The organism is Natronoflexus pectinivorans, from assembly GCF_004345615.1.
Taxonomy (GTDB): Bacteria; Bacteroidota; Bacteroidia; order Bacteroidales; family Marinilabiliaceae; genus Natronoflexus; species Natronoflexus pectinivorans.
The window spans coordinates 1-23,827 of record NZ_SLWK01000017.1 but is presented as its reverse complement, the minus strand read 5'-3'; the positions used below and the strand labels follow the sequence as shown (position 1 = coordinate 23,827).

At 40.7% G+C, this 23,827-nt stretch carries 18 protein-coding genes; 8 read left to right on the top strand and 10 right to left on the bottom strand.

Features of this window, described 5'->3' with window-relative positions:
- The first annotated feature begins 1 nt into the window (after position 1).
- The 6 genes from murG to EV194_RS15325 all read left to right on the top strand — a co-directional run bounded on the left by murG (position 2) and on the right by EV194_RS15325 (position 6,864).
- Positions 2-1,105 (top strand): undecaprenyldiphospho-muramoylpentapeptide beta-N-acetylglucosaminyltransferase, encoded by a 1,104-nt coding sequence (murG, locus tag EV194_RS15350; protein WP_132435169.1) that lies wholly within the window; start codon positions 2-4, stop codon positions 1,103-1,105.
- Between the two features lie 20 nt (positions 1,106-1,125).
- Complete coding sequence (gene murC, locus EV194_RS15345) at positions 1,126-2,517, top strand: UDP-N-acetylmuramate--L-alanine ligase (protein WP_132435167.1); 1,392 nt, start codon at positions 1,126-1,128, stop codon at positions 2,515-2,517.
- A gap of 204 nt (positions 2,518-2,721) precedes the next feature.
- Positions 2,722-3,453, top strand: a complete 732-nt coding sequence (locus EV194_RS15340; protein WP_132435165.1) for a cell division protein FtsQ/DivIB — start codon at positions 2,722-2,724, stop codon at positions 3,451-3,453.
- A 49-nt stretch (positions 3,454-3,502) separates the two neighbouring features.
- On the top strand, positions 3,503-4,861 hold the full coding sequence (gene ftsA / locus EV194_RS15335) for a cell division protein FtsA (RefSeq protein WP_243699429.1): 1,359 nt from the start codon (positions 3,503-3,505) through the stop codon (positions 4,859-4,861).
- A gap of 38 nt (positions 4,862-4,899) precedes the next feature.
- Positions 4,900-6,402: a cell division protein FtsZ gene (gene ftsZ / locus EV194_RS15330; protein ID WP_132435163.1), complete on the top strand. Its 1,503-nt coding sequence runs from the start codon at positions 4,900-4,902 to the stop codon at positions 6,400-6,402.
- Between the two features lie 12 nt (positions 6,403-6,414).
- Entirely contained in the window at positions 6,415-6,864 is a 450-nt protein-coding gene (locus tag EV194_RS15325) for a GatB/YqeY domain-containing protein (protein ID WP_132435161.1), read from the top strand.
- Between the two features lie 112 nt (positions 6,865-6,976).
- Here the strand turns inward: EV194_RS15325 and EV194_RS15320 are convergent, their stop codons facing one another.
- The 6 genes from EV194_RS15320 to EV194_RS15295 all read right to left on the bottom strand — a co-directional run bounded on the left by EV194_RS15320 (position 6,977) and on the right by EV194_RS15295 (position 14,681).
- Positions 6,977-9,070 carry a peptidylprolyl isomerase gene (locus tag EV194_RS15320; protein WP_132435159.1) on the bottom strand — a complete coding sequence of 698 codons (2,094 nt, stop codon included), beginning with the start codon at positions 9,068-9,070 and terminating at the stop codon, positions 6,977-6,979.
- Between the two features lie 142 nt (positions 9,071-9,212).
- Entirely contained in the window at positions 9,213-10,475 is a 1,263-nt protein-coding gene (locus tag EV194_RS15315; protein WP_132435157.1) for a hemolysin family protein, read from the bottom strand.
- Between the two features lie 78 nt (positions 10,476-10,553).
- Positions 10,554-11,267, bottom strand: a complete 714-nt coding sequence (lptC, locus tag EV194_RS15310) for an LPS export ABC transporter periplasmic protein LptC (protein ID WP_132435155.1) — start codon at positions 11,265-11,267, stop codon at positions 10,554-10,556.
- The gene (locus tag EV194_RS15305) at positions 11,239-12,594 is read right to left on the bottom strand and encodes a tetratricopeptide repeat protein (RefSeq protein WP_132435153.1); all 1,356 of its coding nucleotides are present in this window, start codon (positions 12,592-12,594) and stop codon (positions 11,239-11,241) included. Before EV194_RS15305 ends, lptC begins: the two co-directional genes overlap by 29 nt.
- A gap of 103 nt (positions 12,595-12,697) precedes the next feature.
- A complete protein-coding gene (locus tag EV194_RS15300; RefSeq protein ID WP_132435151.1) occupies positions 12,698-13,972 on the bottom strand; it encodes a PorV/PorQ family protein in 1,275 nt (424 codons plus the stop codon).
- A complete protein-coding gene (locus EV194_RS15295; protein WP_243699428.1) occupies positions 13,965-14,681 on the bottom strand; it encodes a type III pantothenate kinase in 717 nt (238 codons plus the stop codon). The genes EV194_RS15300 and EV194_RS15295 overlap by 8 nt, the downstream gene beginning before the upstream one ends.
- Positions 14,682-14,901: 220 nt before the next feature.
- On the opposite strand from EV194_RS15295, the gene EV194_RS15290 reads away from it, so the two are divergent.
- Complete coding sequence (locus tag EV194_RS15290) at positions 14,902-15,954, top strand: ATP-binding response regulator (protein WP_132435147.1); 1,053 nt, start codon at positions 14,902-14,904, stop codon at positions 15,952-15,954.
- On the opposite strand, the gene mfd is transcribed toward EV194_RS15290, so the two are convergent.
- Positions 15,938-19,291 (bottom strand): transcription-repair coupling factor, encoded by a 3,354-nt coding sequence (gene mfd, locus EV194_RS15285; RefSeq protein ID WP_132435145.1) that lies wholly within the window; start codon positions 19,289-19,291, stop codon positions 15,938-15,940. The genes EV194_RS15290 and mfd overlap by 17 nt on opposite strands.
- Positions 19,292-19,462: 171 nt before the next feature.
- Here mfd and EV194_RS15280 point away from each other — a divergent pair, with 171 nt between their 5' ends.
- Positions 19,463-20,713, top strand: coding sequence for an aspartate kinase (locus tag EV194_RS15280; RefSeq protein ID WP_132435143.1), 1,251 nt, complete (start codon positions 19,463-19,465; stop codon positions 20,711-20,713).
- Here the strand turns inward: EV194_RS15280 and EV194_RS15275 are convergent.
- From EV194_RS15275 to EV194_RS15265, 3 genes are read right to left on the bottom strand one after another with little or no spacing between them, the layout of a single operon-like run.
- A complete protein-coding gene (locus tag EV194_RS15275) occupies positions 20,710-21,216 on the bottom strand; it encodes a hypothetical protein (protein ID WP_132435141.1) in 507 nt (168 codons plus the stop codon). The two genes, EV194_RS15280 and EV194_RS15275, sit on opposite strands and share 4 nt — an antisense overlap.
- 41 nt (positions 21,217-21,257) lie before the next feature.
- A complete protein-coding gene (locus EV194_RS15270; RefSeq protein WP_132435139.1) occupies positions 21,258-22,598 on the bottom strand; it encodes a dihydroorotase in 1,341 nt (446 codons plus the stop codon).
- Entirely contained in the window at positions 22,595-23,353 is a 759-nt protein-coding gene (locus EV194_RS15265) for a polyprenol monophosphomannose synthase (protein WP_132435137.1), read from the bottom strand. The genes EV194_RS15270 and EV194_RS15265 overlap by 4 nt, the downstream gene beginning before the upstream one ends.
- Between the last annotated feature and the right edge of the window lie 474 nt (positions 23,354-23,827).

Sequence of the window (23,827 nt, the reverse complement as noted above, 5' to 3'; positions counted from 1 at the left end):
GATGACACTAAAGCAACCACATATAATAATCAGCGGAGGAGGAACGGGAGGTCACATTTTTCCGGCCATTTCCATTGCCGATGCTATTAAAAAGCAAATGCCGGATTGTAAAATCCTCTTTGTGGGAGCCAAGGGACGCATGGAGATGGAGCGGGTTCCTGCTGCTGGTTATGAGATTGTTGGATTGCCAGTTGCCGGTTTTCAGCGTCGGTTGACTTGGAAAAATATCACTTTTTTCTACAAGCTTGCAGCAAGTATGTATCAGGCACGGAAAATTGTGAGGCAGTTCAAGCCTCAGGTGGTTGTGGGAGTGGGTGGTTATGCCAGCGGTCCGGTTCTGCGTGCAGCATCTTCGGCGGGGATTCCTACTCTTATTCAGGAGCAAAACAGTTTTCCCGGTGTTACCAACCGGATTCTTGCCAAAAAAGCCTCCGCCATTTGCGTTGCTTACCCCGGAATGGAACGGTTTTTCTCGGCAGATAAAATCATATTTACAGGTAATCCCATCCGAAAGCAACTTTTGGAAAGCGTGGATACCGATGCAGCATACGACCATTTTGGATTGAAAAAGGGGGTGAAAACCATTCTGGTTGTTGGAGGCAGCCTAGGTGCAGGCAGCATCAATAAGGGTGTTATGAAAAGAATTGAAGAGTTGCGTGAGCAACCTCTTCAATTGATTTGGCAAACCGGTAAATTCTATTTTGAAGAGATTGACGCTCAAATGAGTGGCAAAAATCTTCCCAATGTAAAAGCAATGGCTTTTGTTCAGAGAATGGACTATGCATACAGCATAGCCGATTTGGTTATTTCAAGAGCCGGAGCCGGAACCATCAGTGAATTGGCGTTACTTGGTAAGCCTTCGTTACTGGTGCCATCACCCAATGTGTCGGAAGACCATCAAACCAAAAATGCCATGGCGTTGGTGGAAAAAGATGGTGCATTTTTGGTTAAAGATTCTGAAACTGAATCGAATCTTCTGCCAACCGCCATCGAGTTGCTGAATAATCCATCAAAATTGGCAGAATTAAGTGGGAATATTAAACTTTTCGCCAAGCCCGATGCCGGAGAGGTCATCGCAGGAGAAGTGTTGAAATTGATAAAGTAAGAAAAGTATCCTTAATATATATGAGTTTAACAGACAACATAAAGCAGGTTTGGTTCATCGGAATCGGAGGCATCGGAATGAGTGCCATTGCCCGGTATTATCATCTTAAAGGGATGAGGGTAGCCGGTTACGACCGTACGCCATCAGTTATTACTGATGCCCTTGAATCAGAAGGCATGGAAGTCTGTTTTTCTGATGGTGTTGAACAAGTCGGTGATGATTTTCGTGATGTATCAACCACATTAGTGGTTTTTACACCTGCTGTTGAGGCATCTCACCGGCAGTTAAAGTGGTTTCGGGAGCATGGTTTTTCTGTGTTGAAGCGGTCGGAAGTATTGGGATTGATTACACAAAACAGCACCGCTGTTTGTGTGGCCGGTACGCACGGCAAAACCACTATTTCTACCATGGCTACGCACCTTTTCAGACAGAGTAGCGTTGGGTGTACTGCTTTTTTGGGGGGCATTTCCAGAAACTACAGAACCAATTTTCTGTGGGATGAGAAATCTCCATTCACCATTCTGGAGGCAGATGAGTTCGACCGTTCCTTTTTGAGGCTGACACCTCAAACGGCGCTTGTTTCGGCTGTTGATGCCGACCATCTGGACATATACGGCAATAAGGATGAGGTTGAAAAAGCTTTCGTGGAATTTGGAAACAGAATAGCTGAAAACGGAAATCTTTTGGTAAAAAAAGGCATTGACGTCAACTGGGAATTGAACAACGGTGTTCGGATGTTTACCTATTCACTGAATCAGACGGCTGATTTTTATGTAAAGGATGTGAAGCTTCAAAATGGCCGTTACTGTTTTAATATGGTCACACCTTTTGGCGAAATTGAAGGGTTAACTTGCGGAATTCCCGGTTTGGTCAATGTTGAAAACGCCATTGGCGCAATGGCGTTGGCATTGCTCAATGGAGTAGATGAAGAGGAAATAAAGGAGGCATTGCCAACATTTACCGGTATAGCAAGGCGTTTCGATGTTTTAATCAATCACCCACAATTGGTTTATATCGACGACTACGCCCATCATCCCGAAGAGATACGAGCCACATTGTCGAGTGTGAAAAATCTTTACCCGGGAGTGCCCGTAACCGGCATTTTTCAGCCTCATCTTTTTACTCGTACAAGGGATTTTGCAGCAGAGTTTGCCGCTTCGTTATCTGTGTTGGATGAGGTTTTATTGATGGATATTTATCCTGCTCGGGAAAACCCCATTGAAGGGGTGGATTCGCAGTTGATTGGTGAAAAAATAAAAAATATCCCTGTGATATATTGCAGCAGAACCGATGTTGTGGAAAAACTCAATATAACCACTCCACGAGTGGTTATATCCATGGGAGCCGGAGATATTGACAGGGAAGTGAATCGTTTTAAGGAGAAAATTGAACAGTTTATCAAAGAAAAATAATTGTTTATAAAACTCTTTGATTTGTTGATAAATAAACTGTTCGGGAGGAAGATTGAGAGTGTGAAAAAGTTTATATTTAAGCGAATTATAATGTTTTGGAAGTTCGGGATTTAATGAAACGAGCCATGAGCAACTATTTCTCACACAGGAGTATGACTGGTTTGGCGAGTTCCATGTGGCAACTGAATAACAAATTATAGACACATGAAAAGAGCGTTAAACATACTAAAATGGGTGTTTTTGGGGATTTATTTTCCCCTGATGCTTTCGTTTGTTTCAGTCAGCTCGCGTTCCACAATTTGTATTGACGTTAATGTGGTGGTTCGGGACAGCATGGAGGCAGGGTTTGTTTCTGCTGCTGACATACGTTCGACCATACTCGATAAATATCCTGATTTGCTTGGTTCGCCCATAAATAAGATTGATTTTTATAAGATGGAGAATTTTGTAAATGAGCATACTGCCATCAGTACCACCCAGGTTTATAATACAGCCCGCGGGGTTTTACAGGTGATGGTGAACCAGCATCAGCCAATTGTTCGGGTATTTGCCCCCGATGGAACTTATTACCTGGATTTAAATGGTCAGCGCATTCCCGTTTCCAACCGCTTTACAGCGAGGGTTTTGGTGGCAAATGGTCATATTCCGGCCGATAAAACAGATTTGGTAAATGTATCACGGATAATTGCTACCGACCCGTTTTGGAATGCTCAAATGGAACAAATCTACATTCGACGAAACAATGAATACATATTGGTGCCACGTGTCGGTGAACACTGGATTTTACTTGGTCAACCCGAAAGGGTTGAGCAAAAACTAGCCAAATTAAAAGCGCTTTATCAACATGGCCTCGACCAGTTGGAGTGGAATGAATATCAATTGATTAATCTAAAATACGAAAGTCAGGTCATCTGTTCCAGAAACAGAGATTTATAGAATATTGTGTTGTTCTGGAAGTTTTAGCTTCCAAATGAAAAATAGAAATATGATGAACCCCGAATCTAAATTAATCGCAGCTGTTGACATCGGAACCACGAAAGTGGTTGCCGTGGTTGGTCGTAAATTGCCCGATGGTGGCATTGAGGTACTTGGCATTGAAAAAACTCCATCAACGGGAGTTAAGCGCGGAGTTATTTCAAACATCAGCGAAACGGTAAATGCCATAAGAATGGCTGTGTCAAGTCTGGAGTCGCGTCTGGACATACACATCACGGATGTGTATGTTGGAATGACCGGATATGCCATGAAGAGCTTCTCGAACAGAACTTACAAGTTCATAGAACCCAATAGCGAAATTTCTTCATTTGATGTTGACCAGTTGCGCAACGACAGCTATAGAATATCTCTAGACCCGGGAGAAAAGGTGGTGCATGTCATTCCACAGGATTACACTGTTGACAACGAATCCGGGGAGAAAAATCCCGTAGGCATGTCGGGTCATCGGCTGGAAGGGTTCTTTCACGTGGTAATTGGCCGAATGCCAATTATTAAGGACATCGAAAAATGCATTCACCGTGCTGGATTAAATCTGGCCGGTATTGTGCTTGAATCATTGGCTTCATCGCACGGGGTATTAACAGATGAGGAGATGGAGGCTGGTGTTGTGATGATTGATATTGGCGGCGGAACCACTGATTTTGCCCTGTTTTACGATGGAATAATACGGCATACTGCCGTTATTCCTTTTGGAGGAAATACAGTTACAAATGATATAAAGGAGGGATGTTCCGTTTTGCATAAACAGGCAGAATCTCTTAAAAAGCAATTTGGTTCAGCCATCGGCAGCATGACTCGTGAGGATATGGTGGTTGCCATTCCGGGAATGCCTGGTTGGGAAGCCAAAGAGATTTCCTTCCAAAATCTGGCCTACATCATCCAGGCTCGTATGGAAGAGATTATTGAATACATCGCTTATCATATTGAAAAATCAGGGTATTACGATAAGCTTGGCGCAGGAATTGTTATTACCGGAGGAGGTGCTTTACTTAAAAATATTGCACACCTGGTAAAACTTAAAACAGGCCTTGATGTTCGAATTGGACAGCCCGACACTTATTTAAGTAAGGTTGTATTACCCGATGAAGACAACGCTACCTATTCAACAGCCATAGGATTATTGCTGAGCAGCAGTTTGTATACCACTCCTAAATTTGTGGAGCAGAAGCTGTTTGATACTTCTGTTGATGAAGATAGAGCGGAAAGCCCCAAACAGAAGAGAAACGCACGAACCAAATCTGTGAAATCCAAAATAAGTAAGGAAGCCGGTTATATAACCGGCGACCTGTTTGGGAACCTGAAAAAGAGCATAGCCGGAATCTTTGATGAAAAAGATGTGGAGATGTAATTTTTGTTTTATTTGAGAAGCTTGCAAATCAGTAGCATATGACAGATGATTTGATGAATTTTGAAATACCCAGTCACCGTTCTTCCATCATAAAAGTGATTGGAGTTGGGGGAGGAGGAAGTAATGCAGTAAATTACATGTACAACCTTGGCATTAAGGATGTCAATTTTGTTGTGTGTAATACCGATGCTCAGGCTTTGGTTAACAGCCCGGTTCCAATTAAGGTTCAATTGGGTGAATCGTTAACTGAAGGCCGGGGAGCCGGAAATAAACCTGACAGAGGACGGCAGGCTGCTATTGAGAGCATTGGTGACTTAACCCGCGTTTTGGGAGACAATACAAAAATGGTCTTCATTACAGCAGGTATGGGTGGAGGAACCGGAACCGGAGCAGCTCCCGTGGTCGCACAAACGGCTAAGGACATGGGTATTTTGACTGTTGGGATTGTGACCATTCCTTTTAAGTTTGAAGGAAAGGTCAGGATTTCTCAGGCCATTGATGGCATTGCTGAAATGGAAAAACATGTGGACTCTCTTTTGATCATTAATAATGAAAAATTGAGAGAGATGTACGGGGATTTGAAGCTGAGCAATGCGTTTTCCCGTGCCGATAATGTATTGGCAACTGCTGCCAAGGGAATTGCTGAAATCATCACGGTGCACGGATACATCAACGTGGACTTTGCCGATGTAGAAACCGTGATGAAAGACAGTGGTGTAGCCATCATGGGATCGGGAACCGGAATTGGTGAATTTCGCGCCATTGATGCCATTCAGGCAGCACTTGAATCGCCACTGTTGAATAACAACAAAATTGAAGGAGCAGGTAATATTCTTCTGAATATTACATCCGGCAAGGATGAAATAACCATGGACGAGGTTGGTCAGATTACCGATTACGTACAGGATGTAGTGGGTCATTCAGCCTCCATCATCTGGGGAACCGGAAATGAAGAGAGTCTGGATGATGAAGTGACTGTTACCATCATTGCCACCGGTTTTGCCTACAGCAATATGGTTGAGCCTACACCGGCCGTTCCTGAGAAAAAAGTAACTCGCCTCGAAATGGATTCTGAAGGCAACCTCTCTCCTGTGGGTGATGAATCTCCATCTTTTGTGGACTGTGAAGATGAGATTGAGATGGATGATTTACCTCCCAGGGTTGTTCAGTTTTCGGATGTGGATAAGGAGAGAGAGAAGAAGATTGAACTTCTATATGGAAAATCAGAAAAAGAGAAGCGAAAGACCAGCGATGAGGATGATATTTTTGCCGTGGATGATGACGTCGAGCCGCTCTTAATTGATAAGAGGTCTAATGATTCATCTGTTTCTGTAGATCCAGAGGATTTACTGGATGAAAAACGAATTGATGAAATTGAAAATGTTCCTGCGTATAAACGCAGGAATGTGCGACCGCAAAACCAATCTTCGTCAGTATCAGTTAAAGATGAGCCGCGTGTTTCCAGATTTTCCATAACCGACAATGGAGGTAAACCAAAAATCAGTCCGAACAACCGTTATTTACATGATAATGTAGATTAAAAGTAAAAGATTATGAGTTTGTTTGAAAAAGTAAATGAAGATATTAAGGCAGCCATGAAGGCTCGCGAAAAAGTGCGTTTAGACGCACTCAGATCCATCAAAAAAGAGTTGCTTGAGGCACGTACGGCCAAAAATGCGGGTGGTGAAGTTTCTGAGTCTGATGAGGTTCGCATTTTGCAGAAAATGGTGAAGCAAAGACGTGATTCTGCGGAGATTTATGCTACCCAAAATCGTCAGGAAATGGCCGATCAGGAGAATCAGGAGGCTGAAGTGATATCAGGATATCTTCCGGTTCAGTTAACCGCTGAAGAGCTTGAATCTGCTGTGAAAGAGATCATCGTAACTACGGGCGCTTCATCCATGAAAGAGATGGGTAAGGTGATGGGAGTTGCTTCTTCTATGCTTGCCGGTAAAGCAGATGGGAAGGATATTTCAGCCATGGTAAAGAAGTTGTTGAGCTAATAATAAATTAACTGAGGAGGGTATGATATAAAAACGGCTGCTTCTGTGAAGCAGCCGTTTTTTGTTATTTCTTATCTGAGCAGAAGATAATACTGCTCAGATCCCTGATTTTTTAATAAAACCTTAATCTTCTGTCAACTATTGAAGCTTCCTCTATCATGTTTTCAATCAGATGATGGTCGACTTTCATGGTCAGATTCTGATTGATTTCCCGCATGATGTTCTCAACAGAAGGTTCACGTTCTTCAATATTGGTTACCCGTACCACATAAACGCCATTGTTTCCTCTTACAGGAACAGAAATTTGGTTTAGTGGTGCATGAGCGGCCAACGAAACCAACGCAGGTTCAACGCCGGCGCCTGGAACCTGAAAAGATCCAAAAGTAACACCATTAGCTACCATTACTGTTTCACCAAGTGCTTCTGCGATGGCTTCCATGTCTAATCCGGTAGCTGCTTTATCCTGGAATCTTGCTTTCAAAATCTCCGCTTTTTTATCATTGCGTAATTGGCGCTCAATTTCACTTCTTACGTCAGCCAAAGGTCTTACTCCTTCTCTGTTAACAGTTGTGAGATGAGCCACTACAAATTGGTCGCCAAGTTCAAATGCAGGCGACATAGCTCCTTCTGATGCTTCATATGCCCATCTTACCACTTCTCTTGAATTTTGAAGAGCGCCAACCGATCTGTCATTCTCTCTGATGTTACGACCAAAACGTTTAGTTAATCCTTCCTCTTCAATTGCCTGATTAAATTTCTCAGGTGTATTATTTACAGCGGCAAAACGAGTTGCCCTAGTGTATACATCCTGATAAGTTCTTGAGCTGTAGTTGATGTTTCTTGCCAGTGTTGCAATCTGATATTTAGGTGTTGGTCTGCCTTGTTGTTGAATGTTGATGATATGCACACCAAATTGAGTTTCAACTTTTACAATGTCACCGGTGCTTCCCTGAAATGCAGCATCATTGAATGGCTGAACCATCATTCCTTCGCGGAACCAGCCCAAATCACCTCCATTAACGGCTGATCCGGGATCTGTTGAGTATTCACGAGCCAGAGTGGCAAAATTTGCACCGCCTATTATTAAATTCATTAAACTGTCTGCTACGGCATGGCTCTCTGCCGGTGTCATTTCCTGAATTAATATGTGACGTGCACGTACAGAATCAGGAATATTATTGACGGCAACCAGACGGGTTAATCTGTAGCTCTCATTTTCAAGATATGGTCCATGTACGTCACCAACTGAAGCATTGGTCACAAACTGCTCTAGTCTGGAACTTAATTCTGATGCACGATAGTTTCGACCTGTAAATGGCTCATCAGAGTTCAGATTAACAAATTGAGCAGCGTCAAGATCCTCAGCCGAGAAACGATCATACATATTGTTGATCCAATCCTCAGCAGCACGTCTGTCCTCCTCAGTTGGCTCAATTACAAAAGTTACATACTCTATGGCCCTTGAGGCCTCTTGTTTAAATCTGTTGCGGTTTCTGTTGTAATAATCTCTGATTTCGTTGTCGGTAACAATTACATCAGCATCGTCGATGGATGTAAACCTTGCAGTAACAAACTCAAAGTCAACAGCATGACTTCGCGAGCTTATTTCAGAATCTTTCCATATAGATGGTACAAACATCCCTCTTTTGATGGCGGTGGAAAATTTGTTGTAGGCTCTTTCATTCATGAGCTGCTCTTCCATCATCATCCAATAGAAATATGCAATGTGGTCACTGTTCTTCATCATCAGGAAGTTGACAACCTGTTGTTGGTCAAACGCTCCTGTTTGTGGGTTGGCAAATAAGGGATGCTGACGAATGGCCGGGTGAATGTTTCTTCCGGTTACCATGTCCATCAATTCTTCTGATGTAACCCTAATCCCAAGTTCTTCATATTGTTCTTCCAGCAGGATCTGATTGACCATTTGCATCCAGACCTCTTCTCTTAACCTGTGTACCTCTTCCTCTGAGAGGGAGGATACTCCACGGTTGAGTTTGTTGAACTCTTCCATCTCGGTTACTCTATTCTGGAATTCCTGGATGCTTACTGAGGTGCCGTTTATATTTGCGACTTCATCCTGAGATCCTGAAAATACAGAACCTCCAGACCCCATAAAATCCATCATGATAAATGCAAACAGGGCAAAGCCAATAAATATGGCTACAAGAAGACCTCCTTTTCTACGTAATGTTTCTAAAGTTGCCATTCGAAATACAGATTTAATATTTAGCTTTTTAAAACAGACTACGAATATACAAAAAAATGCTTTACATGATTCTAAACCTGATTAAATCATATATTTATATGTGAAGCACTATGTTGTGTTAATGCGATAAGTGGTTTGTATGTCAGGCTTTTATAGAGATTTGAACAAGTTCGACCTTGGATTTTGTCGCTTCAATTATCTGTATGTTGAAATGTTCAAAATCTAACTCTTCATTTGGCGCCGGAATGGCCTCGTTTTTAAATAAAATAAGACCTGCAAGCGTTTCATAATTGTCCGATACCGGGAGTTGCAAGGTAGGGTATTTGTCGTTTAGGTAGTCTATCTCAAAGCGACCACTGAATTGATAGGTGTATTCGTCAATCTGTTTCTCAATCAGATCGGAAGTGTCGTGTTCATCGTCTATTTCTCCGAATATCTCCTCTAGGATATCCTCCAGAGTTACAATTCCTGCTGTGCCACCAAACTCATCAACAACAAGTGCGATGCTTTTATGCTCTTTGGTAAAGGTTTCAAGGAGTTTGCTGGCTGCCATTGTTTCCGGTACTACCGACAAAGGACTGATGATGTTCCTTAATCGTTGTGGATTTCTAAACAGGGATGAAACATGCACGTACCCAATGATGTCGTCAATGTTTCCTTTGAAAATTAGGATCTTAGAATGTCCTGTTTCAATAAATTTTTGTCTGATATTATCCAGTGTTTCGTCAATATCACACGCCGCAATTTCTGTTCGGGGTATCAGACATTCTCTTACTTTTATGTTGGAAAAATCAAGTGCATTCTTAAAAAACTTCATCTCTTCCGGCATGGGTTCGTCTTCATCTGCTTTTTCCTGATGTTCGGTTATGAGATGACTCAAATCAACAGCACCAATAACTATGCTGCTATCTTTAGGGATGCCGGGAGCTTTCAATATTTTTCTAATGAAAAAATTGGAAAAACCTAATACGAGTTTTGAAAACGGGAAAAATATTGAGTAAAAGATGAAAAGGGGAATCGAAAGAAGGTTTAAGGTAAACCCGGGGTTTAACCTGAATAGGATTTTGGGGAGAAATTCAGCAACAACAAGTATGATGATGGTACTTATGATTGTTTGGATAAACAACACAGGAAAATCACTTTCGAAGAAGCGATTTATTTCAGGCTCTATCAGGTTGGCCATATATATACCATATACCACCAACGCGATGTTATTTCCTATTAATATGGTGGAAATGAATAGCCCCGGATTGGAATGAAACCGATCGGTTATTTTGCTCAAACGCGGTGTACGCTTTCGATTAAGCTCAATCAGAAGTTTGTTGGAGGAAAGAAAAGCCATCTCACTTCCTGAGAAGAATGCTGAAAGAATTAAAGTAAGCAGAATAACAGATGCCTGATCCATTGGTTGCGGTTTTCTTTCCTGAGTTTAAATGAGGTTTAAAGTTAGTAATTTCTTTAAAGATTAAAAACCGTATGGTTTTTAATCTTCCGAAATTGTTGGTCGTTGTTGATTCCTTTCGGGCGCGATAACTTCCGGCTCATCTTCTGAAGCAGTTCCGGTTTGTAAATCATCAACCTGCAAAATACCACTGATGTTTTTAATGATGTAGTTTTGCATTCTTTCATCTGACTCAAATCCGTATCCGGTAATGATTTCTGTGTCGGTGGTAATTTTTATAAACTGATCTGAATAGATGATCTCTTTTTGTGCATCCCAAAAAAGCAACTCAGTATTGATTACATCTCCGTCGGTATTAACTGCTTCAACATCGTTGCGCAGTTCCCATAAATCGTCGTCCTGATAATATATGGCTTCGTTACTTTTTATCTGCGCATCAACCTCTTGCTCGTTATTATAAACGAAAAGGTGAAGGCCTTTTGGGAATTCAATAGTTGGTTCCTTTCGTTGATCAAATTGAAGCATTTCGGGGGTTATAAACTGGTATTTAATTTTTCCCGAATCGGTAATGGTGGCTGTCAGATCATGAAGGATTAAACTGGGTAGTTCTTCCCGGTTGGTGAGCTCCTGTATCTCTTCCGGCCTGTTAGGCTTACAGGAGGAAACAGAAACCATTAAGGCAAGTAGTGTAAAAACGCTACCTGCCTTAATTAAATCAATGGTTTTTAGCCTGTATAATGGTGCTGTTTTCAAATGAGCACTATTATTATCTGGTTCGTACTGTGGTTCTCTCATTTATCCATCCACCTACGGTGTATGTAGCTCCGGCTTCAAGACCTCTAAAGAATATCTCTTCGGTGGCCGGGAAATGCTCGGAGAAAGCTCTGATTTGCGAATTTGCCTCTGATTCAAATGATGAGTCAACAGATTTTGCTCTCATAAATTTATCTACTGCTGCCCAGTATACGGCTTTCTTTTCAAAATCATCGTTTCCTACCTGATCAGCAGCTGCTGCATAGGCTCTGCCAATGGTCATAAACGGAGCGCCCCAATTGGGTCTTGCATCAATGGCACGAAGTGCATATCTTCTGGATGCAGGATAATTTCCTTTTGACAGGTGAATCTGAGCCAATTGGTGCAAATATTCTCCTCGTTGATTATCATCTTCGGTGAGTTCTATAGCTTCACCAAAATATTCAATGGCTCTGTCAAAGTTTCTGGCTTTCAGATGCATTCTGGCCAACCCGTATGCAGATGCTCCAGATGGTTCAATGTTGTGCTGATATTCAGAGACCTGATAAAGCAGTTCAGAGTCCTCACACAAACCTCTGGCTAGTAATTGGTTTACTCTTCTTAACCAGCTTAGGTCGTATTTATTCTCTTCCAGTTGAGGAGCATATAATTTTTCAATTACCTCACAATTGGCTGCGCCACTGTTTACAAACAAACTTTCTACACTCTCTTTTACAGTGTTAAGTGTTTCATGCTGGCTGGCAAAACTTTGATCTCTTAACTGAAAATCTACTATTTCGGAAACAGTGGTATAGTTTTTTACAAGATCTTCGGCAGTTAATTCACCCATTCGATAAAGTTGAACTGAACTGCTCATGTAGGTTGCCAATACAGGAACTTGCGAGCGCCGCTTTAATTCGTTTATCGACTCGTCAAGCAAAACGTACGCTTCACGAAGAACCTGATTGTCGTTCCTCTTATATCTAAGCATATCAAGTGCTTTGTTGCCTTTAATAATAGGGGTAGGAACCCTTGGATGATCTCCAAAGTGTTCCATCCGCTGGTCATACACTCGCATCAATAGCTGATAAAGTTCTTCAAATTTTGCAGGGTCTCTTGTTTCTCCCAGTCTCTGGCGCACCATGTTTATGCCGTCAATGTAAATATTAACGTGTGCTGCCGGACATTCGTCTAAAACTTGAATCCATGAATTCCATGCATCGTTGATGTTATTATTACGAAAATCTTCTGAATAGAGAGACAGATTACGGATACAACGAATACTGTCTTCGCCTATTCCGTACCTGGTGCCGGACTCTAGTCCTGTTTGTGCTAAAGTTTGGGTGAATGTGATGATCAACCCAATAGCAATTAGTTTTATTGCTTTCATGATCCTGTGGTTTTAAATTGCCTTTTCCCGAGTCCTTGAACAGAATGTTCTATTATGGACTCTAATTTGCTGTTATGTTTGTGTTTGTTGATTCTGATCTAATTTAATCAAACCTTCTTTGTCTGAACCAAAACTCCTGCATTGTAAAGTTTAAGGTAAACCTCGTATAAGTTTCCGATAAATCATTACTGTCAGATGTTCCTCTCATGCCATATTCAAATCCTAGATTAATTGACGTAAAAGTTCTTCCTACTGGTAAACCTAAACCAAATGTCATGCCAAAATCTGTAATTTGGTTGTTGTTGTATTTAAGATAGTCTTCGTAATAGCGCAGTCCTGCACGATACCTTACACGTTGAAAATACCTTGTGGCTGTTCTTTCATTTGGAACAAGTTCAGCACCCAATGAGAGCATATTAGTATTTACTGTTTGACTTATGTCGTCCGGAAAATTAGCACTGCTCCACCTTTGAGTAGAGTAGTCCATCGCTAGCAGAAATCGCTCATTAAATCTGTATGAGGCACCTACTCCCAGATTCATAGGCATTTCAAACTCGTTGTTGTTCCAACGTAATGTGCTGCTGGATATGGTATCGCTATTAAAAAACAGGCTACCATCGAGTTGATATTGTCTACCTGTAGCCAATGTGGTTGATGTTTTACCCCGCATCGGTGTTCTTGGACGGAATACAGCTCCAAGCGTTAAATGTTCATTTACATTATACTGTACTCCAAAATCAAATATAAATGAGTTAATCTGATGATGATTTTGTAGTCCGTGAACTCTTATGTTATCTCCAAGAAACTCACTAAATGAGGTGTGTTTGATGTTTCCAAACCAATACGATGCATGAACGCCCAGATTTAAATTGTCGCTAATTTTAATACCAACCCCTCCATATGCGGAAGAGATATTTCCTGTTCCAATGGCAGATTGAAGTACCGGATTATCTTGAGGTGATTGAATGATCTCAAATTGGTATCCTGCTTGTGAAACTGGTTTTACTCCAAATGAGGTTCTGACTCTTGGGCTGACTGGAAATCCAATCGCAAAATAATCAAAGTAAAGATCAGAGAATGTTTGAGACTGATGATTGTGCGACAAGGTATTACTGTTGCCTGAAACACCAACCTCAAAAAAGAAATTAAGGGAGTCTATGGCACTGTACGATGCCGGATTTAGGCTGTTTAAGTGCCGGGACGTTCGAACGCCGATACCTGTACCGCCCATGGCTTCATTTCGACCAAATCCACGATAGTTCATTTCGCCTATGCCATACCTGGAGGTAGGTGAATATGTTCTGGTTTGGGCTGTTGAGATGCCGACTGTTGATAATAAAATAATTGTTGTAAGCAGAAGCTTGATTTGTCTATGCATTGTTTTCCAGTATTCTATTTAGTCCTAGCAAAACTAAATTTTGATTTACAAAGATGGGCTTTTTTAACTTTCTGACAAAAAAATCTGAGTCTCCACCTGTAATAATTGTGTGTAGAGAACCCCAGTTTTTCATACAGAAGTCACGGTAGCCTTCTATTTCAAAAATCATTCCATTAATTACTCCTGATGCAATTGCCTGATTAGTTGTTTCTCCCGGAATGTTGCTGTCCTCATTTCTTGATATCAATGGTAATTTACCGGTAAACTGATTCAAGGCTTTAAATCTGGTTTCCATTCCCGGAGAAATACTTCCTCCTATGTATTTGTCATTCAGCAAAATGTCGTAAGTGATTGCGGTTCCTGCATCAATCACTAATATGTTGGTGGCAGGGAAGAGGCTCTGTGCACCGGCTACGGCAGCAATTCTGTCTTTCCCCAGGGTTTCGGGTGTTTTATAATGATTAAAAAAGGGGAGGAGCGTTTGATGATTTAATATAACAACCTTCCCTGCAATTTTATCGAAAACAGACATATTAAGTGTATCGGTAACACTGCAAATGATTGCTGATTGTGGTTTGTACTCTCCGATGATACTTTTCAGTTTCCCTTGGTCATTGTTTGGAATACTGTCAAAGTGAATTAATGTCTGTTGGTCAAAAACCCCAAATTTTATGGCACTGTTTCCCTGATCTATTGCTAACTTCAACATGTAAATCATGTTTAGTTTATAGAAAAATAGTCTGCAAATTTAATTGATTTATTGTACTTACACCATACCTGGGAATAATTTAAGCCATTTGTTTTATTATTCTCTTCTGTTTCGGTGTTTTTTTAATAAATATTAACCTGGTGACTTTTTTCGGATAGAAATTACCTGTCTGTAAGGATTGCTCGCCTATCCTTTTATACTATTGAAAGAGAATTATCATATGAGAAAAGTACTGATAGTTGAAGATGATAAGTTTTTAGCTGCTATATTTTCTTTGTTTATCAAGGATTTGGGTCATTTATTGGTAGGAAGGTGTCAAACCGGTGCTCAGGCTTTGGAAATGTGTCAGTCCGAGAAACCCGATGTTGTTCTTATGGATATTCATCTGGAAGGTGAAATAGATGGCATTGAAACGGCAGAAAGGATTCAACGGGATTTTGAAATACCGGTAATATTTGTTACCAGCGACACAAGCAGCCAGGTAGTGGAAAGAGCTATTGTGGCAAATTCATACGGATATCTTGTAAAGCCTGTTCAAAAAAACGAGTTGAGCATCACCATCGATCTGGCATATTACAAGCATAAGGCTGTAATTGATCAAAAAAGACGGGAACAGAGTTTTCGCCGGTATCTTGCTGAGGCGCCGGTGGCTGTAATAATTGTGCATGACGGACGTATTCAGTATCTTAATATGAATGCTCTGGATCTGTTTCATACTCATTATATCGAGGATATGATCGGACTACCTCTTGTCGATTTTGTTGATGACTGCTCAAAGGGTGCATTTAATGAGTTTATTAGCAATGATGCGGGGACAGGTAGGGTGGCTGAAAGGCACGATATTGTTTTTATGGGGCTGCATAAAAAACCATTGGATGTAGCCATTACCGGTTCCTGGATCGAATTTAACGGAAAACAGGCCTTACAAATCGTAATGATGGATATCACGCCTGAAAAATCAGCCATCAGAGATTGTGAGAAGTTGAGATATGCGCTTTTTATGGGTGGAAAAGGGGTTATGATTCTTGATCAAAGCTTAAAAGTCTCAGGGGTTACTCCCGGCTTCAAAAGTTTAATCAGATTAGAACAGGGGTCAGATATCAACGATCTTAATATGGATGAGAGGTTGTTAATGAGTTTGCTAAACGGAAATTCAGAAGAGCAGCACGAAACAACCATTTCATACATGAACAAAAGCTACAAGTGTATGGTGTTTGCCATAGGGCAAACACAAAAGAAGAACCGCGAACTTATAGTTAAGATTGTTGAGTAGTGCGAATATCCTCAATCAGCTGGTAAGCATCTGTTATTGATGCCACTTTGGAAACAATCAGCCATAGTTTGCCATTCTTTTCTTCCATCTTGGCTTTTTTGTGGTTGCTTTGCAACCATAAAAGTATTTGTCCGAATGTGCCTGACTGATAAAAAGGTGAGGATTGATTACTTACAAAATTGACTCTTACTGTATTATTTTTGTAAGATATCTTTTCCATTCCTAATGACTCAGCTAAAATGCGCATCTTAACCACCAAAAGAAGTCCTTCGGCTTCTTTTGGAAGCTCTCCGAAACGATCTTCTGTATTTTTCCTGAAAGCTTCAATTTTTTCAATCTCCTTAATATTATCCAGTTCCCTGTAGAGATTCATTCTTTCGGCAATGTTGCTAACGTACTCTTCTGGTAACCTGATGTCTGCATCGGTTTCAATCTGGCAATCTGTTACATATTTCATGTTTTTTTGAAGCGATTCAGATTGTTTCAGGGTCTCAGGGTATTCGGTTTCTCTGAGTTCCAGAAGGGCTTCTTCCAGAATGCGTTGATAGGTTTCATAACCTATGTCGGCAATAAAACCACTCTGCTCTCCTCCCAAAAGATTTCCTGCACCACGAATGTCTAAATCCTGCATGGCGATCTGGAAACCGCTGCCTAAATCTGAAAATTCTTCAAGAATTTTCAGCCTTCGCCTTGCATCATTGGTCAGTGTTGTCACAGGCGGTGCCAACAAGTAGCAAAACGCTTTTTTGTTGGATCTGCCAACTCGTCCTCGTAACTGGTGGAGCTCGCTCAAACCAAACTGGTGTGCGTTATTTATTATGATGGTGTTTGCATTTGGAATGTCCAGTCCGGATTCAATGATGGTCGTAGCAATTAAAACATCATGTTCGCCGTCGATAAATTCCAGCATGATTTTTTCCAATTTGCTCCCTTCCATTTGTCCGTGTGCAACAACGGTCTTTATATTTGGGAGTAGCCGGTTCACAAAATGCTCAATTTCATGGATGTTCTGAACCCTGTTGTTGATAAAAAATACCTGTCCGTTTCGTTCTACTTCATGCTGAATGGCCTCTTTTATGATGTCAGCATCAAATGTATGCAATTCAGTGAAGATGGGATGGCGATTGGCCGGTGGGGTGTTGAGTATGGACAAATCTCTTGCTCCCATCAAAGAGAATTGCAAGGTACGTGGTATGGGAGTGGCGGTAAGCGTGAGGGTGTCAACATTTGTTTTGAGCCGTTTCAGTTTTTCTTTTACCGATACGCCAAATCGCTGTTCCTCATCGATAATGAGTAACCCCAAATCCTTAAAGTTTATATCTTTACCAACCAGTCTGTGGGTTCCAATTAAAATATCTACTTTTCCCTCTGATGTATCTTTTATGATGCTCTTTGTTTCAGATGCTTTTCTTAATCTGCTGATATATTCTACCCGGCATGGAAAATCTTTTAGCCTGTCACGAAAAGTATGATAGTGCTGGAAGGCCAAAATGGTAGTTGGCACCAACACTGCCACTTGCTTGTTGTCGGCTACAGCTTTTAAAGCCGCACGTATGGCCACTTCTGTTTTCCCAAAACCTACATCCCCGCAAACCAACCTGTCCATGGGATTGTGCTCTTCCATATCCTGCTTTACAGCCTGGGTCGCTTTAATCTGGTCGGGTGTGTCTTCATAAATAAATGAAGCTTCCAGCTCATTCTGCATAAATGAGTCGGCCGAAAACCCGTAACCGGGTTCAGATTTTCTTCTGGCATAAAGGGCTATCAATTCACGGGCAATGTCTTTAACCTTTTTCTTGGTCTTCTCCTTCATCTTTGACCAGGCCGCTGTACCTAGTTTGTTAACCCTTGGAGGTTCTCCTTCCTGTCCTTTATATTTGCTGATGCGGTGCAGGGAGTGTATGTTGACCAAAAGCACATCGTTGTCACGATATATCAGTTGGATGGCTTCTTGTTTTTTCCCATTTTCCTGCATGGTCACCAAACCTCCAAACTTCCCAATGCCATGATCCACATGAACAACATAATCGCCGGGATTCAGCCGGGTTAGCTCTTTTAATGTGATTGACTGGCGGGCAGCCCTGGTTTTGTCGGTCTTGAGGGTGAATTTGTGATAGCGGTCAAAAATCTGGTGATCGGTATATATGCATAGTTTTAAATCATGGTCAATAAACCCTTCATGAAGCGCGTGATGCATCTCTTCATACTCCAGATTACTTCCTCGGTCGCTGAAGATTTGCGTTAATCGCTCAAACTGTCTTTTATTGTCTGAGAGCACCATGATGCGATACCCGTCTTCAATCATGGTTCTCATATTCTCTTCAATCAAGGAGAACTTTTTATGGAAGAGAGGTTGAGGTGAGGTGTTGAATTGAATGGTGCTGACAGTTGGAGTCTTTTGAGGGTTTCCCCAGATGATAAAAGGTCTGCCGGTAAGCTGTTCCATGAACAGCTTGCCATTGATTAAATCTTTCTCTCCGGGTAAATAACGATTCTCCTCGTGGTTTTCATCCTTATAAGATGCAGATTTAACTTTCTGATATATCTCGTCCATCTTATTATAAATGAGAGATGGGGAGTTCATCCAAAATTTAACAGCCTGCGGAATGTATTCATTTATGCTGATGAATTGATCTGAAGCCGCCGAAGATAATTTGGGTACTATGGTAATTTCCTCGAAGGTGGTTTTTGAAAGCTGATTTTCAATGTCAAATGAGCGTATGCTCTCAATTTCATCGCCAAAAAAATCAATTCGGTATGGTTCTTCATGCGAATAGCTAAAAACATCAAGAATGGAGCCTCTTACAGAATAATACCCCGGCTCATACACAAAATCTGTACGTTGAAATCCCAATTCGTTTAAAAAGTCAACCACGAAGAAAAGGTCTGTGTTTTCACCTTTCTTTACGGTAATGGTTTGGTTGCTGATGGTCTCAGAATCGGGAACTTTCTCCATCAATGCTTCAGGATAAGTCACGAAGAATTGACCTGCTGATTGATTTCTCAGATTTTGAAGAGCTTCTGTACGAAGAATAATCTGGCTGCTTTCGGGCTGTCCGTATTCCGGCGATCGCTTGTAAGATGATGGCAGAAAAAAGACAGGAGTTTCACCCAACAACTGTGTGAGATCGTGATAGAGATAAGCGGCACTTTCCTTATCATCGGCAACTATAATGTGCGAAGCATTGTCTTTTAAAGTGGCGGCAATTAAAGATACCGAACTTCCGGTTAATCCTTTTAAGTAAAGATTTCCGTTAGGTGTTTTCAACCATTCCTTAATCGTTGAAATGGATGTGTGATGAAGATATTTTTGTATCGGAGCACTGGATGGGCTCATCTTTTTTTTGGCAAAAATAATGAAATATGTAAAAATGAATCCTTAATGGTCGGGGTTTTATGGATATTTATGATTATAAATTCTGAGGATGTATTATTTTTGACTTGACACTTCATTCAAGTTGTACTTTGTGTAACATCTAAAATTCTAATATCTAACAATCTTTTTTCCATGAGAGTATATAAATTTGGCGGAGCATCAGTAAAAGATGCCGGGGGAGTTCGTAATGTTACTTCAATTGTTAAAGGTGCTGAAACACCTTTAGTGGTGGTGATTTCGGCCATGGGTAAGATGACAAATGCTTTTGAAGAGTTGGTTTCTGCATATTTTAGGAAGAAGAAGGAGGTGATGGATGAATGTTTGAAATTTGTGCATGATTATCATGCACAAATCATTCACGATTTGTTTGGGAAGGATAATGCATCAAAAAGGTATAATGAACAAATGCATCAATTGGAAACACGTTTGAAGCAATCTCCATCCATGCATTTTGACTTTGAATATGACCAGATTGTCAGTTTTGGGGAACTTTTATCTACTTCTATTGTCGCAGATTTCTGGGAGCAGGGTGGGGTTAAAAGCAGTTGGACAGATGTCCGCACCATTCTTAAAACCGATGATTTGTATCGTGATTCTAACGTTGATTGGCCTTTGACGAATCAGCTAATGATGCAGACTTTTAATTTTGCTGATGCTGAAGTTTATTTGACTCAGGGTTTTTTGGGTGGAACCATCAGCAATCTTACAACCACATTGGGGCGTGAAGGTTCTGATTATACAGCTGCAATTATTGGGCATGTCATGAATGCCTCAGATGTGACCATTTGGAAGGATGTTCCCGGTGTTTTGAATGCTGACCCCAGGTGGTATCACGGCGCCGTAAAAATTGAGGAGCTCTCTTACATGGAGGCCATTGAACTTTCTTATTACGGCGCACAGGTTATTCATCCAAAGACCCTTAAACCGTTACAAAATAAGAACATTCCCTTGAAAGTGAGATCTTTTGTAGATAAGGAGGAAAAAGGAACTATTATTTTGGAAAGAACCGGAATTAGTGAGCAGGTACCTGTCTTTATTCTGAAGACCAATCAGATTTTTGTTACCATTTCCCCTCTCGATTTTTCCTTCATCATGGAAGATAAATTGATCGAAATCATCTCAATTTTCAAAAAGTTTCGTGTGAAAATGAATTTAATGCAGAATTCTGCATTAAATTTTTCTGCAAGTTTCGACAGAATCAGGGAAATGGATGAGTTATTAAGTGAATTAAAGAATAATTTCTCAGTACGTTATAACGAGAATGTGCAATTAATTACCATTCGGCAGTACACCACTGCTGCCATTGAGGAGATGACCAGCGGAAAGGAGATTCTGGATTCCCAGATTACCAGAAAAGTTGCCCGGTTTGTAATCAGAGGTTAGTCATTTTTATTTACCGAAACTCTGAACGCCGGTTTTCGGCCAAGGTAGGTTCCTTCATCGGAATATATACCATAAGCCAGAACCATGGATAGAATTTGTTTATGAAAAGTCTGGTTGTATTTATTAAATAGCCAGATCTCTTCAAATTGTATCTCTTCAATGTTCTCTCTTGAAAACTCCGGATCTTTCTCCAGAGCTTCAACATCAGAAATCGCTAATTGCTGTTCTGTAAAATAATCAAAGGCAGTTGTTTTGCCAGCGTACACATTTTCAAAAATGGAATTGATGAGTTTTTGATGTTGAACATTCCTTAAACGATATTCCGCCCACTCATCCATTGGGTCGGTGTTAATGATTTCAACACTGTAAATAATGGTGTCGGCTATGATGTGTTCCAAATCGTAAGCCAGGTCTGATATTATTACTCGGTTGGTTTCTTTTACAACCTTAGTGCAGCCTGCAAAAATCATTAAAACAATAAAAATTACCGATAAAGTTCTCATATTTCCACGATTTATTTTCTTCCAGAAAAGAAACGGGACGATTAATAATCGAAGAGCAATCTGCTCCCTTTTTTTTGTTCGTCTATTACTCCATTATCGAAAACAAGATGCCCGTTTACCCATGTACGAGCTACGGCGTGTTTTAGTTTCGTATTGTTGAAGGGAGTCCACTTGCATTTATATAACACATCGTCGTCGGTAATTGTCTGGTTAGCATTGGGATCTACCAGTGCCAAATCGGCAAAGTATCCTTCTCTGATGTATCCTCGTTTGATTACGCGGAACAAAATTGCCGGCGCGTGACACATTTTTTCCACCACCAACTCTTTGCTAAGAATTCCCTGGTCTGCCAGTTCCAGCATCACCGGCAATGAATGCTGAACCAAGGGTCCTCCCGATGGAGCAGAGAAATAACTGTTCTGTTTCTCTTGCAAAGTATGGGGAGCATGGTCGGTAGCAACCACATCCAGCAGATTGTTTACAAGACCTTCCCGCAGAGCATCGCGATCGGTGACAGATTTAATGGCCGGGTTCCATTTAATTCTTGAGCCCAACAGGTCATAATCTCTATCATCAAACCATAAGTGGTGAACACAAACCTCTCCGGTAATTCTTTTTTCTGTTAGTGGGATGGTATTATTTAGTAGAGATAGCTCCTTTTTGGTGGAAAGATGCAGAATGTGTAACCTGCTGTTGTGTTTCGTGGCAAGTTCTACTGCTTTTGACGATGAAATATAACATGCCTCATCATTACGGATGGCTGCATGGTATCGGAAAGGCATATCGTTCCCGTAAAGGGAACGATATTTTTCACTTCTTTCTTTAATGGTCGTTTCATCCTCACAATGCGTGGTAATCAGCATGGGTATCTCCTTAAATATATGATTGAGTGTTTCCATGTTATCCACAAGCATATTACCTGTGGATGAACCCATGAACACCTTAACACCACATACTTTCGATGGATCAACCTTTAATACCTCCTCTAAATTATCGTTGGTGGCACCCATGTAGAATGAGTAGTTGGCCATTGAAACAACCGATGCTCTGCTGTATTTTGCCTCCAAAGCTTCAATGGTGGTGGTTTGTGGCGATGTGTTTGGCATTTCCATGAATGAGGTTACACCACCGGCAACGGCAGCTCTTGATTCGGAACTGATGTCGCCTTTGTGAATAAGTCCGGGTTCACGAAAGTGAACCTGGTCATCTATCACACCGGGAACAAGGTACATGCCTGATGCATCTATCTCCTTTTCTGCCTTCGGTAAATCCGTTGAATCTTTATAAATCTTTTTTATCAGTGCACCATCAATCAAAACAGAACCCGTAAAAGATTCTCCCTCATTTATAATGATGGCATTTTTTATTAATGTTGTACTCATAAGGTCTCCGTTGTTATCTTTTTCTTATTCGGATATTTTTTGAACCAGCTGCCTGCTTTCATCTTTATTACTCCCCATACTGCTTCATTAAATATCCCTCCGCTCATTTTTGATGCTCCTTGTTTTCTGTCAGTAAAAACGATTGGAACCTCCATGATGTCGAAGCCAAGTTTCCATGCAGTGAATTTCATCTCAATCTGAAAAGCATAGCCTTTAAATTTTATGGCGTCAAGATTTATTGCTTCCAAAACTTCCCTTTTGTAGCATTTAAATCCGGCGGTTGTATCCATTATTTTCATGCCGGTTATAATCCTCACATAAACAGATGCAAAATATGACATCAGAACTCTTCCCATTGGCCAATTAACTACATTTACTCCCGATTTGTATCTGGAACCAATGGCCATATCAGCATGTTGAACGCTGCAAGCTTCATATAACTTGTTTAAATCCTCAGGATTATGTGAAAAGTCGGCATCCATCTCAAATATATAGTCATACTCTTTATCAATAGCCCATTTAAATCCGGTAATGTAAGCAGTACCGAGTCCCAATTTTCCAGATCGTTCAAGAAGGTACAAGAGATCAGGGAATTCTTTCTGTAGTTTTGAAACAATAGAAGCTGTGCCATCCGGCGAATTGTCATCAATAATCAGAACATGAAATTGATATGGTTGGTCAAATACAGCACGTATAATTGCTTCAATATTTTCTCGTTCATTATAGGTCGGAATCAGCACTATTTTTTTACTCACGATGTAGGTTTTATATTATACGAATCTATAGTGTTGCGAAGATACAATTTAATTAGTTGCATAGTTTATTTTTTTCTTGGTTTTTCTTTGATGTTATTCGGGGAATGTTGTATCTTTATAGTTCCGCCTTTTCTCAAATAGATGGAGTATAGATGGAGTTTTGTTTTTTTCTTATTCATTTATTGGTGTTTATGAATTTCGTGCAAAAATAATTGGTTCAACATTTGGAAACCCCAATAAGAACCTCTACTTTTGCAGCCGCTTCTTAAGAAGGTTAAGAGGTGCCGGAATCTGAGATATTGAGATAAAGGAATTAACTTTTTTACTGTTTGTAGGGTTATTTGAAAACTGATCACATTTTATTTGATTGGTTTTCAGTGTTACTGAAAAAAACTTGAAAAAAGTTGAATAATATTTTGGAAAAGGGAAATAAAAGTGTTTATCTTTGCAGCCGCTTTCCGACAAGGGGAGTGG